Raw genomic sequence first — 14,679 nt, 5'->3', positions numbered from 1 at the left:
CCTGGCAGCAGGGTCAAGCGAAGCGAGGGGAGATCGAACGGTCAATGCATCTCAACGGTCAATGCATCTCAACGGTCAATGCATCTCAACGATCAGTGCATCTCAACGATCAGTGCATCTCAACGGTCAGTGCATCACATCGAATCGCTTGCCGCCCAATAGGCTGAACTCGGGGCCTTGAATCACAGCCCGGTGTGACAAGGCTTCGCTCAATCGATTCATCCCGGTGCGGGAAACTCGCGTGGATTTCAGTCCGACGGCTTTCAATCCTTCTAGCGATTGCAAATGCACCAACCCGGCGTCACTGATTTTGCAACCGGCAAGATCTAAACAGACCAAGTCGCCAAGCCGCCCCAGGTGCTCCAGCCCCGAGTCCGTCACTTTCGTCTGCGAGAGAAACAGTTGCTCAAGCATGGGTTGATGCTCGGCGATCTCCGCCAAGCCTTCGTCGTCGATCGCGGTATTTTCCAACGACAATGAAATCAGTGACGGCACGAACCGCAGCTGGGACAAGTCAGCGTTTGTCACCTTGGTTCCTGACAAATCCAATTCCGTCTGATCGCGAGTGAACGTCCCGCCGAGCTTCTCAAGGGCGACGATTGATCGACCTTCCTCGGCCACGGGTTCGGGCGCCGTGGCGGGAGCAACGGTTTCTGGCACGGGCTCGACCACAGCGTCGGACGCGGTGGCTGGGATGACATCGGCCGACACAGGCGTGACTTGGCCAACGAACTGGATGATCGCCGGGTCACTGTCCGCGCTCTGCTCCGCAACGGATTCGACGATGACGGGAACAGGTGGTTTCGGCGACGTCGCCTCGGGGCGCTCGTTCAAGACAGGCACCGTGGAAAGGGCAACGCGGTCGTTGACGGGAACCACATCGGCCGTCTCGGGTTCATCGACCGGAACGGAGGCTTGGGGATTGGCGTCGGCCGGCGGATGTTCAATGGCGATCGACAGCTTGGCGTGCGTGTCTGGTTGACCTTGCACTTGGGGGCCGCGCGAAACAAATTGCACCGAGAGGGCTGCGAATGCGATCATGGCGGCCGACGCGATCAAGCGGCGGGAGCGTCGACGCGTGCCCGTCTTTCGTTTCCGCCAGGAACCCGTCCGTCCGACGTGCGAACCCGGCGACGGCGACACCGCTGCGAATTCGTTCCCCTCGGCCGCCGTCGTCGACTGAAATCGCGGATCGATCGCGGTGGCAATCGCGTCGGGGTTGCCACCGACGCACCCCGGATCCGCGGTCGCCAGGGGAGACGATTGGGCGACGGCCTGATTCAAAGCGCGAACCATTTGGCGACAGGAATCAAACCGCGCCGTTGCGTCCAGACTGGTGGCCCGCTCGAGCACCCTTTGTTCGGCGACACCGACCTTGGAAAAATCCAGCTCGCCGCTGACGTGGCAATGGATCGCCGTGGCTTGATTGATCGCCTGAACCGAATGGTCGCCGGTGCGGAGGTAGTAATAGGTCAGCGCCAGGGAGTACTGGTCACTGGCGACCGAACCATGCCCTGCGATGCTTTCCGGTGAAATGAAGGCGGGTGAACCGATCATGCCCGTCGAGCGGATCGAATCGGCATAGCAAGGCCGGGCGACACCAAAATCGCAGAGCACTGCGGCGTCACCAACCAGCAAGATGTTGTCGGGTTTGATGTCGCGATGGGCAATCGACACCCGCCTCCCGTCGCCGAGATCGTGACGCGGCGCATTGAGAAAATCCAATCCGCGGGCCGCGTCTTCCACGTAGTCGAGCAGCTCGGCCAGGGGAATCCCCGCTTGGCCCCGCGATCGATAGTCTTGCAGCACGTCGTCCAGGCTTTTCTCGCCGACCACCATGGCAATCACCAGGGTCGCCGGTTCGCAGGGCGTCATGCGAAACCGGTTCGTTTGGCCATCACGGATCGGCTTTCCCGCCCGATCCAACAGCCAGTAACCGGTGATCGGCAACAAATTGGGATGGCGGACGTTTTTGATGGCCGAGATCGACTCGAATTCTTTGGCACCGCCGGCCTGGTGCAGATCAAGAAACTTGAGCGCGACGCGGGTTTCGCCGGGTCCATCGGCCGCCCACACCACGCCGAACGAGCCTTCGCCGAGCTTTTCAGCCAAGAAGTAGCCCGGAATCGGCTCGTCGCCTTGTTGGAGAATGACCATATCGCCGGGCCTGCAATCGTCGGTTTTGGGTAAATGAGCGTCGAAAAACGCTCCCGTACGATGGACCAAGCGGACAGCATTCGCGGGTGTTACGGAAAAAGCCGATCGTCCCCAGTGGGATAGGCTTCCAGCCTGTCGTCCACTGCAGTGGGATAAGCTTCCAGCCTGTCGACTCCAGAATTGACAGGCTGGAAGCCTATCCCACATTGGTAGCCCGCGCCTCTCGGATCAGACCTTGCTGGGATCTGGGACGACGAATCCGTCGCGATACTGACGCGTCAGCATCGCGTTGGCGGCGTCGTTGTCGGCAAAGCGTTCGCTGACCGGATCGAACTTCAGCACCGGACCGAGCGACAACTGTTCGGTTTCGGGTTTCACACCATTGTCGCGGAGGTGACGCAGCGTCCGTTGCAGCGTCGCCGAATCGTCGTCGGATGAACCGAACGCTTCGACGGCTCCGGCAATCTCGTCGGGACTGACGCGGTTTTCCTGACCAACATAGTAGGAGATGTTGCCCAGGTGCGCGATCGAAGCGGACAGGTGACCGCACATCGCATCGGCGTTCAGCTTGGATCCGTCGCGTGAAACCACCGCATCGATGAAGTTGCTCATGTGCAGTTCGTTGAGCTGACCATCCTCTTTGCTGTTGTGCTTGAATTCACGCACCGGCTTTTTATTGAGGTCAAAGACGCGTCCGTTTTCGTAATTCGGACCTTGGATCGCGTAACCTTCGCTGCCGTAGAAGACGACGCCGATCTTGTTACCCCGGTTGCTGCCGAACAGGGTGTTGATTTCGTCGTCGGCGCTATTGTCGACACTCAAGCCACGGGTTTCGAAAACGATGGTTTTGTCGCCGTAGTCGTAGATCGAGACTTGGGTGTTGGCGGTATCGCCGGCATCGACATAGCTGGGATCTTTGCGTTCGGCTTGATAACCGAGACGTCCGGCATAGGTCAGGATTGAATTGGGGTGTCGTTCCAAACCAAGGCCCCAGCGTGAGACATCGGTTTGGTGCGGCCCTTGGTTCCCCGAATCGCCGTTGCCATAATGGCGTTGCCAGTGCCAATCGTAGTGGAAACGTTGACGAGTCACCTTGGGGTCGGTGTAGGTCGCCGGACCGCTCCAGAGATTGAAGTCGATTGAATCGGGAACCGAATAGTCGCCGAGCGGGCCGATCGATTTGCGACGCTTGTAACACAGCCCGCGAGCCAGCTTGACTTCGCCGATCCCGCCGCTCTGGATAAAGTTGACCAGATCGATCACGCCGTTGCTGCTGCGGCATTGCGTACCGGTTTGAAACATCCGGCCGTACTTCTTCGCCGCCGCGACGAGCGCGCGTCCCTCGTTGACGTTATGGCTGATCGGTTTTTCAAGGTAGACGTCTTTCCCGGCTTGCATCGCCCAGACGCCGATCAACGCGTGCCAATGGTTGGGTGTTGCACAGGTCACGATTTGATAATCATCGGACTCGAGCGCTTCACGGATGTCCCGGTACACCTTCGGCTTCAGCCCCGTTCGCTTTTCGATGGAACCGGCGCGTTGCTCGGCGACCTTGGAGTCGACTTCGACGATGGCGCGGACTTCGGCCCGCGGGTCATTGCCGAATCCTGCGATGTGCGACTGCCCACGCCCGTTCACTCCGGCCACCACGACGCCCAGTTTTTCGTTGGGGCCGTCGGCTGCCTTGGCCGCCGAACTGGTGTGAACGGCGGTCGCCAGCCCGGCGAGCGAGGCGGCCGATGCGACGTTAAACTGGCGACGACTAAATGGTTTCATCTGAATAGACTCCAAGCGGATGCAGGGTTCAGGAGGGATGGATCTCGCGGCGCGAGTTTTGGTGAACCATCATAACCCATTTCACGGGGGAACGTGAGTGAAAATGCGGCGAGTGGCAGAGCCTTGGAACGAGGGCACACGCGAAAACGAGGGCACACCGGAACCCGTGCGACTCCGGGCATCGATTCACTTGCTGGTGCTTCGTTCTCCCCAACCGAGATCCGCTAGATCCAGTTTGTACATCATCTGATTGTAGTCGTAGCGGGGTGTCGGGGCGTCGTTACCCGAAAACGTCGCCGTGTACGTGCCTTCGAAAAAGATCACCCGCCCGTCGTGCTTGGCAAACATCGGATGCTGTTTCGGGTTGTAGAAACTGTACTGTTCGTGGCTAACAATCTTTCTGGCGTTGATCCACGGGCCGGTCAGTTCCACCGAATCTGCATACCAGACCTCCCCCAACATCGACGTCCCCGCGTGCTGGACCCCGATCATCACCCAGCGGCCCCGGTGTTCGTTCCAGGCCACCGATCCGCGGTGCATCGTCACCGGTTTTCCCGTTTCGTCGACCAGCCGAAACAACCCGTCGGCCGTATCCAGGTGTCCTTCCCGGATCAGTCGATCCTGAAGCATGGGCGTGAAGGGGATCGTGTCCGACTTCCAACTAAAAACGGGAGCACCGTTGCGTCGTTCCACCGCAATGGAGTCCGCACGGCTGCCCTGTTTCAAACAAGTGTACGCTTCATACCGCGACAGGTCACGCAGCGCCTCGGCGGTCGCCGGGACACGGACCAACGGGAACGGGTCACCGAAGTACACGTACTGAATCCCCTCGTCTTGATGCGTGATGGGGTGTCCGCCGGGAAACAATGGCGCATCGATCGCAATCGACTCCAGCTTCTCAAACCGATGGGTTTGATCGTTGAACTCGGCCAGCCCACGTTCATACACCGTCAGCGGTGGCTTGATCTTGACGTAGGCCGCAAACATCCGGGCACGGTCCGTACCCCCGTCGAGTGTGACCAAGCCGTTGATCCATGTCGGCCCTGCTCCAGCAAGCTTGGCCATCGGTTTTGCAAATCCGTTTCGATCGACAAAGTATTCCAGATCGACGCCGATTTCCGGATCCAGCCCACCGTCGCGTGGCAATTGGGACACCGCACCGGGCACATCAAAATTGCCCAACGGATAAGAAGGCCGATGGGTGTCTCCCCAAAACCAATGCAGTTTCCCTTTGTAGACGGCGTTGACGACGCTGTCCGATCCGAACACTTGACCGTTCAAGACCGGTTGTTTGATCGGCGTGGGATGACCGACCAGCACGCTATCGCGATAGATGCCCGCGCCGGTGATGCGATAGAGCCGCCGGGCGATGTTCAACCGTTTGATCTTCAGCGTCGCCATGCCGCCGGGCCGGACATCCAATCGTGTACCGCGATAGCCGAAACCGTCTTCGGGAAACTCGTAGCCGTGACTCCAAACGTGAAAGTAGACGGTCTGGTTCATCAATCCCGGTTCATCGAACGCCACAACGCCCGCCGAATCGGTGTAGTAGCGGACGTGATTGACGGTTTTTAATTCAACCATCGGCACCCCACGTCCGGTCTGCTGGTCCACGACCTTGATCGCAAAGTAGTCGTGCGCCGCGGCAGGAACGCAGGTCAACAGCAGGAGGAGGACGATGAAGGTCGACCGGGCCGATCGCATGTCGCTGGATCTCAAAATCGGGGTGAATCGGGCGTAGCGCACCGCCTTGGCAGCGAGAGAGTCCAGCGCACTTGCGCGTCAATCCACGTACAAGAACTCATTTGAGTTCAGCATCGCCCGGCAGAGGTCCCGCAGCGATGCACCGCTGGCCAAAAATTCCGTCGCGGCCGTCACTTCGTCGGCGTCGGGGTGTCGCGAATAGAGTCTCAGGTAGAGCGATTCGACCTGAGCGTGGACGTCGGTTTCGCCAGCGGACACGACATCGGCCAATCGCTGCGACGTCTTCATCACAAAAGCGGAATTGAGCAGCACGAGCGACTGGATGGCGGTGGTGGATTGATTCCTGCGTGCGCAAGGCTGATCGGCGGTGGGGCGATCAAACGTCGCGAAGAAAGGAAATCGCAAATTCCGTCTGGCGAAAATGTAGATACTGCGACGATCATGGTCGGCCTTGGAGGGTGTTTCTTTCCACTGTCCCGATTTCAGCGTCTTGACCATTTCCGCCGGCAGGGCGGGCCGCACGCCGGGGCCGCCCATCTCGTGATTCAGCGAGTCACTGACGGCCAGCAATCCGTCTCGGATCGCTTCGGCATCCAAGCGTCGACGAGGGAAACGACTCAGCAGTTGGTTCTCGGGATCGGCCGCCAACGCATGATCCCAAGCCCCGCGAGAGGAGCCTTCTTTGGGACGCGTGCCGGACACTTGATAAACGCTGGACATCACGATCATGCGATGAATTCGCTTGGTGCTCCAGTCTTCCCGCATCAGTTCATCGGACAGGTAGTCGAGCAACTCGGGGTGCGTCGGGCTGTCTCCCATCACGCCGAAGTCACTGGGTGTCGCCGTCAGACCGGTGCCGAAATGTTGTTGCCAGATTCGATTGACGATCACGCGGGCCGTCAGGGGGTTGGCGCGATCGGTCATCCAATCCGCCAACTCGGCCCGTGGCGAAACGTCGGGCGACGGGACCGCATTCGTATCGTTGATGACCCGGGGAAATGCCGGTTTCAGCGGGGCGCCCGGACGGCGCCAATCACCGCGAATCATCAGATGAGTTTGCGGGTAATCGCGATGGGACGTCAACACGCTGACCGACTTGTTCTGTTCCAGTCGGATCGAAGAATCAAAGAACGCCCGCAGCCGATAAAAGTCCGCCTGGCTGATCGCGTCGTACTTGTGGTCATGGCACTGGGCGCAGCCGAATTGCAAGCCCAGCAACACCGCCCCGACGGTCGACGTGATTTCATTGAGCAAGACATGGCGTCGTTCGTCCATCGAGTTGATGTCGGGCATGTCGGGCCCCGATAAACAAAACGCCGTCGCCAGTGTGGCTTGCTGGCGTGTGGCTGGGTCGCCGGCGGATTCCGCGTGGTCGCCGGCAAGCTGCCAGCGGATGAACGTGTCATAGGGCAGGTCGCGGTTGATCGCATCGATCACCCAATCGCGATACTTCCACGCTTGGTCACGGATTTTGTCGTGTTCATACCCGTCGGTGTCCGCGTAGCGTGCCAGGTCCAACCAGAATTGTCCCCAGCGTTTTCCGAATTCGGGTGACGCGAGCAGCGAATCGACCAGGCGCGAGTAGGCATCGGGCCGCTCGTCAGTCACAAACTGTTGGACTTGATCCACCGTGGGCGGCAAACCGGTCAGGTCCCAGCACAGCCTGCGAATCAAGCTGGGCCGATCGGCAGGCGGCGCGGGTTGAAGCGACTCCTTTTCCAGTCGCGCCAGAATGAACCGGTCGATCCCCGTCCGCGGCCAATCGGTTTGCGCCACCGCGGGCACGGCGGGTCGCGCGATCGGTTCATAGGCCCAATGATCGCGATCGAAGTCCGAGATTTCGTCTTCTTCGATTTCGGCGTCGTCCGCCCCGGCGGTCGAGGGCCACGGGAGCAGCAGGAAGATGGCCAACAAAGCCAACAGCAGAGTCATTCGTCTCATGTGAGCAGTCCCTCGACGATGTCGATTTCACTGGGGCCGGTCAATCGCTCGTCCAGTCCGTTATGGAAATACGTCAGGTCGCGGTGATCGAGTCCCATCAGATGGAGCAAGGTGGCGTGGAATTCGTTGACATGCACCCGGTCTTCGGCCGCCCGCAACCCGACTTCGTCGGTCGCGCCATAGGCACGCCCACCGCTGATGCCGGCCCCGGCGATCCATCCACAGTATCCCCACGGATTGTGATCGCGTCCCTTGCCTTGTTCGCTCATCGGCATGCGTCCGAACTCGCCGCACCAGACGACCAAGGTGTCATCGAGCAATCCCGATCGCTTCAGGTCTTTGAGCAGTGCGGTGACCGGTTTGTCCGTTTTAGCGCAGTACTCGCTATGGTTCTTGTCGACGTCTTGGTGCGCATCCCAACCGTTGGTGTCCCCCGAATAGACCTGGACCATCCGGACACCGCGCTGGATCATTCGTCTGGCCAGCAAGCAACGCTCGCCAAAGTCACGTGTGGTCTTGTCATCGATCCCGTACATCGAAAGCGTTGCGGCCGTCTCCTGCGAAAAATCAACGGCTTCGGGTGCGGCCGATTGCATCCGAAACGCCAGCTCATAGGCATCGATCCGGGCGGCCAAGTCGTCGTCCTGTTCGCGCCCGACCAAATGGTTTTGATTGAGTTGCTGAATGAAGTCCAGAGTCGAACGCTGACGGAGATCCGAAACACCGCTCGGCGGCGCCAGGTTGAGGATCGGCGTTTTCCCCGGACGCATCGTCGTCCCTTGGTAGGTCGCCGGCAGATAGCCATTGCCCCAGGCCGACGGCCCACCCTTGAGTCCGCCGCCGGGGTCGGGCAACACGACAAAGGCCGGCATGTCCTCGTTTTCGCTGCCCAATCCGTAGGCCAGCCAGCTACCGAAACTCGGATGCCCCATCAAGATGCTGCCGGTGTTCATCTGATACACCGACTGCGGATGATTGACGCTGTCCCCGTGCAGCGACCGGATCACACACAAGTCGTCGGCGACGGTGGACAGATGCGGCAGAAAGTCAGAGATCGGCAGCCCCGATTGGCCACGCGGCCGGAACGGGCGGACCGGGCCGAGCAATGGATTGCTGGCGACCTTGCGACGTGTCATCACCGATCCAAAACTGTCCGGAAGCGGCTGTCCGGCGTACTTGACCAGATCCGGCTTGGGGTCAAACAGATCGACCTGGCTGGGACCTCCATGCATGAACAGCCAGATCATCCGCTTGGCACGCGGACGAAAGTGGGGCTGACGAATCGAGCCGTCCAGGTTTCCCGCAATGCCGTCACCGGATAGCAGCGAAGCCAGCGCGATCATCCCGGCTCCGCCACCGGCAGACCGCAGGAAGTCACGACGAAGTGATTTGCGAATTTCGTTAGGGTTCATGCGCGTATGTTAGCCGATGCCGCGCGAGGTTGCTAATCTTGTTGGTGTCTAGGCTTACGGGACCGTCCAGCTTAGGAACGACGCGAATCGCGAGGAACCCTCATGATCTCGTCGATTGAGTGTGATGCGGTCGGCGGACCGTTGTACGACGTCCTTTCCAGGTCGTCGCGCAGAGCCCCATGGGCGACGGCCCGGAAGGGGGCATCGTACATCTGAAAAGCGATCGTCTTAAGCTGCTGCGAAACGCGACAAATCCGAACGATCTGATCGACTAGGTGAAAGGTGGTCAGCGGACCGTTGTACGACGTCCTTTCCAGGTCGTCGCGCAGAGCCCCACGAGCGACGGCCCGGAAGGGCCATCGTACTCGAAAAAGCGGTCGTCTTAAGCTGCTGCGAAACGCGACAAATCCGAACGATCTGATCGACTAGGTGAGAAGTGGTCGGCGGACCGTTGTACGACGTCCTTTCCAGGTCGTCGCGCAGAGCCCCACGGGCGACGGCCCGGAAGGGCCATCGTACTCGAAAAAGCGGTCGTCCTAAGCTGGACGGTCCCTTGAGCCGATGCTTCCATCGTTGGCACGAATACACAACACGTGTCCGCCGGATCGGTTAGACTATCCAGTCCCACCTCCAACCGATGCGTCTCCCCGTGCGTCCAATCTCCCTCCCCAAAATCGTCGCGTTCCTTGTGTTCGCAGCCCCGGCACCATCGGCTGCGATCGCCACCGACGAGGTGGATTATCTGACCCAGATCAAACCGCTGCTCAGCGAGAAGTGCTACTCCTGTCACGGCGTGCTCAAACAAGAATCCGGCCTGCGGCTGGAAACGCGATCGCTGATGATCGACGGCGATGCCCTGATTCCGGGGGATCCGAATGCCAGCGAAATGCTGGTGCGAATCACCGCCGACGAAGACGAACGCATGCCACCGGCCGAAGACGGTGCCGCGTTGCAACCCGACCAGATCGAATTGCTGCGACGTTGGATCGAGCAAGGCGCCCGAGCGCCCGAGGAAACACCGCCCCCGGCGCCGACCGAGCATTGGGCGTTTCAACCGATCACGCGGCCGACGCTGCCCGAGTCGTCTGGCCAAGCGGATCACCCGGTCGATGCATTGCTGGCCGCCAAACGCGTCGCCGGCAATGTCCGCCCCGTCGGCCCGGCCGATCGATCAATGATCATTCGGCGGCTGTACTTGGATCTGATCGGATTGCCGCCCACGACCGAGCAACTGCGAGACAAGCGTCCCTGGGAACAAATCGTCGACGACCTGTTGGCCCGCCACGAACACGGTGAACGTTGGGCACGCCACTGGATGGACGTTTGGCGGTACAGCGATTGGTACGGTTTGGGCCAACAGATTCGCTACAGCCAAAAACACATCTGGCATTGGCGCGATTGGATCGTCCGTTCGCTCAATGATGACAAGGGTTATGACCAAATGGTCTCGGAAATGTTGGCCGGTGACGAATTGGCGCCCACCGATCCCGAAGCGATCGCCGGGACCGGCTACTTGGCCAGAAACTACTACCTGTTCAACCGGACGACTTGGTTGGACGGCACGATCGAACACACCGGCAAAGCGTTTCTGGGGCTGACGTTGAATTGTGCCAAGTGCCACGATCACAAGTATGATCCGATTTCGCAGCTGGATTACTACCGATTTCGGGCGATCTTTGAACCGCACCAAGTTCGCTTGGATCCGATCCCGGGCGTGACAGATTTCGAAAAAGACGGGCTGCCGCGGGTGTTTGACGATTCGGTGGATCGGCCGACGTTCGTGCACCTGCGTGGCGACCCGATGAACCCGGACAAGGAAAACCCCGTCAGCCCCGGTGTGCCCGCCATCCTGGCCGATTTTGCGGCTCCGATCGAGCCGGTCAAATTGCCTCCGGCCGCGTTCGCCCCCGGCACCCGAACGCACGTCCAAAACGCGGCGATCCGGAAAGCCGAATCCGAAGTTGAATCCGCCCGGCGGGAACTAGCGACGGCCAAGACACGCCTGGCCGAGCAACCGGCGACAGAGTCGAGTGCGTCTGCGGTGGACCATTCGTCCTGGGCGGTCACCGATACCTTTGATGAGCCCGCACCCGAAGTGTGGCAACTGATCGGGGACGGATGGCAGTACCGCGAGGGTGCCTTGCACCAAACAACAGCGACACGTCAGCCGCAGATGGCACGACTGGTACCGTCGCTTCCGCGTGATTTCGAAGTCGACTGCGATTACACCACAACCGGTGGTTCCACGTACAAGTCGGTGACGTTTCGATTCGACCAATCCGAAGACGGCAAGGATGCGAATTACGTCTACACCAGTGCCCACGAACCCGGCCCCAAAGTCCAGGTGGCATACACGCGCGGCGGGAACAACACGTATCCACCCGACGGCCGCAAGGCAATGCCGATCAAGGTCGGCCGGCGTTACCACCTGCGAATCGCAGTCCGAGACACGTTGGTCAACGTTTGGTTGGATGATCAATTTGTCGTCGCCTATCAACTTCCCGATCGCAGCGACGGTTTCTTCAGCTTGAGCGGTTTTGATGCAACCGTTGCCTTTGACCAGATCACGATCAAAGCATTGTCGTCGGACACCCAACTGACCGCAGCGGGAAACCAAGTCACACCATCGGTCGACCCGGAAAATGCGGTGATCGCCGCGGAATTAAAATTGACAGCGGCCAACGCGGCTTTGGAATCGGTGCACGCGACGATTGCCGCCGACAACGCTCGTTATGTCGCCTCGCCATCACCGGCTGAAACCGACAGCCGGGCCAGGACCGCAGCGTCAAAACAGTTGCAGGCGAAAATTGCCGACGCGGACTACCGGATCGTTGCCGACGCCGCCGATGCGAAGAAATTAAAATCGGCGAAAGACCAGAAGTCGGCCGCCGAAACCAAGCTGCAAGCATTGCAAAAGGCCGATCCCGATGCCCGGCCGAACTATGCGTCGCTGCGTGGATCTAAAAAAGCACTCGAGACCCCGGAACACAAGGAACCCGATTACCCGGCGGTCTATCCATCGGTCAGCACTGGGCGGCGTCTCGCGCTGGCCGAATGGATCACGTCCAGGCAAAATCCGTTGACCGCCCGCGTCGCGGTGAACCACGTTTGGATGCGGCACTTTGGGACACCGCTGGTGGAGTCCGTGTTCGATTTTGGGTTGCGTGCCGAGAAGCCACTGCACGCGGAATTGCTGGATTTCCTGGCCGCCGAATTCATGCAGTCGGGCTGGAGTTTCAAACACCTGCATCGAATGATCGTGACTTCCGACGCGTACCGTTTGTCATCGTCGACACTCACCGCCGACCCGCAAACGCGAGCTGTCGATCCGACGAACCGCTATTACTGGCGGGCCAACTCCAAACGAATGGAGTCGCAACTCGTCCGCGACAGCTTGTTGTCCCTGGGCGGAAAACTGGATCCGAAAATGGAAGGCCCGTCGGTCGATCCCGGCCCGACCGCCACGCGACGCAGCGTCTACCTGAAGCACTCCCGCGACCAGCAAGACAAATTCCTGACGATGTTCGATGATGCGGACATCTTGCAGTGCTATCGACGCAGCGAAAGTATCGTTCCCCAACAGGCACTCGCGCTTTCCAACAGCAAACTGGCGATCGAAATGGCATCCCAGATCGCATCGCGAATCGCCGGCGGTGTAAAAACCGACGCGCCGTCGGACTTCATCAATGAACTGTTCTTTCAACTGCTCTGCCGCGAACCGACGGACGCGGAGCGAATGGAATGTACGGCGTTCTGGGATGCCATGTCAGAGCTTCCCGAAATGCAATCTCGCGACGCCGCCGACCGTGAGACCGTCATTCGTTCCCGCCTGACCCAAGCCATCCTCAACCACAACGACTTCGTCACCATCCGCTAAAAAGTGGCGTAAGCTTCCAGCTTGCGATACAACAACAGGTAAGCTTCCAGCTTGCGATACAACAACAGGTAAGCCTCCGGCTTGCGAGTCAGCGGAGATCGCAAGCTGGAAGCTTACGCCACTTTGTTCCCCACACCCACGATTCGACCATGCATCGCTTTGTCCTGGTTCTTGCGCTCGGCTTGACGTGTCCGGCCGTCGCATTTGCCGAACTTTCGGTTCCCCGTTTCTTCAGCGACCACATGGTGCTTCAGCGTGAGCGTTCCGCACCGATCTGGGGCACGGCCACCCCGGGCGCCGACGTGACGTTGGATTTCAATGGAACGACCGCGACGACTAAAGCTGATGCGGCTGGGAAGTGGCGGGTCGGCATCCAGACCGGTGCGGCCGATGCCTCGGGGTCGACATTGACCATCCGCAGTGGCGGCGAGACGATCAAGATCGACGACGTGTTGATCGGTGAAGTCTGGTTTGCGTCGGGACAATCCAACATGGCATTCACGATGCGAGGGGCGGCAAGCTATGACGCCGCGCGCGCCGAATCCGATCTGCCGGCGATCCGAATGTTCAATGCCGCCGCGACGACCGCGGTGGAGCCACAAGACGATATCGCGGGACAGTGGAGCGTTTGTTCGCCCGATACCCTGGCGAGCTATTCGGCGGTCGCATTTTTCTTTGCCAGGAAACTTCACCAGGAACTCGATGTGCCGGTCGGCGTGATCAAATCGGCTTGGGGCGGCAAACCGGTCGAAACGTTTACCAGTCGTCAGGCACTCGAGACGTTGCCCGGTACGAAGCGGTTGGTCGACGCGGTGATCAAGGCCGACAAGGCCTATGATCCCGAGAAAGCCAAGGTCGCCTACCAAGCTCGACTGGACCAATGGCAAGCCGACGCGGCGGAGCGGCGCAATCGACCGAACGAGCAGCGTGCCCGCGCGCCGCGGAAACCCACCCCGCCCAAACGCCCCTTGAACACCGAAGGAAAACCGGGCGTGCTCTTCAACGCCATGATTCATCCCTTCGTCGGCTATGCGATGCGCGGAGCGATCTGGTACCAGGGCGAAGCCAACGCGAAACCGGGGGCGGTGCCTTACGATCAAACGCTGCCGCTGATGATCCGCGATTGGCGACAACGCTGGGACGATGAGTTTTCGTTCTACTATGTCCAACTGGCAAATTTCCGAGGCGCCTCGACCGAGCCCGGCACCCCGGATCCCTGGGCGTTGCTGCAAGATCGAATGCGATTGATCCTGGACACCACGCCCAAGACCGGAATGGCGATCATCAACGACGTCGGCGCGGCAGGCGACATCCATCCCAAGAACAAGAAAGATCCCGGCGAGCGATTGGCACGCTGGGCTTTGGCCAAAGACTACGGACGTGACCTCGTCTACTCGGGGCCGCTGTATCGTGACAGCAAGATCGAAGGCAACGCGATTCGAGTGACATTCGACCAGGCCGGCGAGGGGCTGAAATCACGCGACGGTGAAGCGTTGAAACGGTTCGAAATCGCCGGCAAGGACCAGCAATGGCATTGGGCCGATGCCAAGACCGTCGGCAAAGACACAGTGCTGGTCAGCAGCGACGAGGTGCCCGCGCCGGTCGCCGTGCGCTATGCCTGGGCGTCCAACCCCGAAGGTGCGAACCTGGTCAACAGCGAAGGGCTGCCGGCGTCGGTGTTCCGCAGCGATGACTGGGACGACGTGACCGGCTCGGCGCGACCGTCCGCACGAAAGACGACCCGTGGACGGTGACGCTGTGCCCGGTAGGGCAACGCTGTGAAGCATTTTTAGCGGCATTGAACTTGCGCCC

Annotated in this window: 7 protein-coding genes; 2 read left to right on the top strand and 5 right to left on the bottom strand. The window is 60.1% G+C overall.

All coding sequences use genetic code 11. The features are described 5' to 3' along the window. Positions 1-126: 126 nt before the first annotated feature. From Enr13x_RS02705 to Enr13x_RS02685, 5 genes are all read right to left on the bottom strand, one after another. Positions 127-2,157 (bottom strand): protein kinase domain-containing protein, encoded by a 2,031-nt coding sequence (locus Enr13x_RS02705; RefSeq protein WP_197455734.1) that lies wholly within the window; start codon positions 2,155-2,157, stop codon positions 127-129. Positions 2,158-2,385: 228 nt separating this feature from the next. Further along, a complete protein-coding gene (locus tag Enr13x_RS02700; protein WP_145384575.1) occupies positions 2,386-3,933 on the bottom strand; it encodes a Gfo/Idh/MocA family protein in 1,548 nt (515 codons plus the stop codon). A gap of 186 nt (positions 3,934-4,119) precedes the next feature. Further along, positions 4,120-5,637: a hypothetical protein gene (locus tag Enr13x_RS02695; protein ID WP_145384574.1), complete on the bottom strand. Its 1,518-nt coding sequence runs from the start codon at positions 5,635-5,637 to the stop codon at positions 4,120-4,122. Between the two features lie 78 nt (positions 5,638-5,715). Next, a complete protein-coding gene (locus Enr13x_RS02690; RefSeq protein ID WP_145384573.1) occupies positions 5,716-7,578 on the bottom strand; it encodes a DUF1549 and DUF1553 domain-containing protein in 1,863 nt (620 codons plus the stop codon). Further along, complete coding sequence (locus Enr13x_RS02685) at positions 7,575-8,990, bottom strand: DUF1501 domain-containing protein (RefSeq protein ID WP_145384572.1); 1,416 nt, start codon at positions 8,988-8,990, stop codon at positions 7,575-7,577. The genes Enr13x_RS02690 and Enr13x_RS02685 overlap by 4 nt, the downstream gene beginning before the upstream one ends. Before the next feature lie 649 nt (positions 8,991-9,639). Between Enr13x_RS02685 and Enr13x_RS02680 the strand changes: the two genes are divergently transcribed. Together Enr13x_RS02680 and Enr13x_RS02675 are read left to right on the top strand one after the other, a co-directional pair. Continuing rightward, positions 9,640-12,867 (top strand): DUF1553 domain-containing protein, encoded by a 3,228-nt coding sequence (locus Enr13x_RS02680; RefSeq protein ID WP_197455733.1) that lies wholly within the window; start codon positions 9,640-9,642, stop codon positions 12,865-12,867. Positions 12,868-13,016: 149 nt separating this feature from the next. Beyond that, on the top strand, positions 13,017-14,621 hold the full coding sequence (locus tag Enr13x_RS02675) for a sialate O-acetylesterase (RefSeq protein WP_145384570.1): 1,605 nt from the start codon (positions 13,017-13,019) through the stop codon (positions 14,619-14,621). Positions 14,622-14,679: the final 58 nt, after the last annotated feature.

The sequence above is a fragment of the Stieleria neptunia genome, assembly GCF_007754155.1.
Taxonomy (GTDB): Bacteria; Planctomycetota; Planctomycetia; order Pirellulales; family Pirellulaceae; genus Stieleria; species Stieleria neptunia.
The sequence above is the reverse complement of the archived record's forward strand: the minus strand, read 5'-3'. Positions and strand labels throughout refer to the sequence as shown.

Excerpts from the sequence above, each read along its gene's own strand:
- Enr13x_RS02705 (WP_197455734.1), bottom strand. The coding sequence starts at position 2,157 with ATGGTCATTCTCCAACAAGGCGACGAGCCGATTCCGGGCTACTTCTTG.
- Enr13x_RS02700 (WP_145384575.1), bottom strand. The coding sequence starts at position 3,933 with ATGAAACCATTTAGTCGTCGCCAGTTTAACGTCGCATCGGCCGCCTCG.
- Enr13x_RS02695 (WP_145384574.1), bottom strand. The coding sequence starts at position 5,637 with ATGCGATCGGCCCGGTCGACCTTCATCGTCCTCCTCCTGCTGTTGACC.
- Enr13x_RS02690 (WP_145384573.1), bottom strand. The coding sequence starts at position 7,578 with ATGAGACGAATGACTCTGCTGTTGGCTTTGTTGGCCATCTTCCTGCTG.
- Enr13x_RS02685 (WP_145384572.1), bottom strand. The coding sequence starts at position 8,990 with ATGAACCCTAACGAAATTCGCAAATCACTTCGTCGTGACTTCCTGCGG.
- Enr13x_RS02675 (WP_145384570.1), top strand. The coding sequence starts at position 13,017 with ATGCATCGCTTTGTCCTGGTTCTTGCGCTCGGCTTGACGTGTCCGGCC.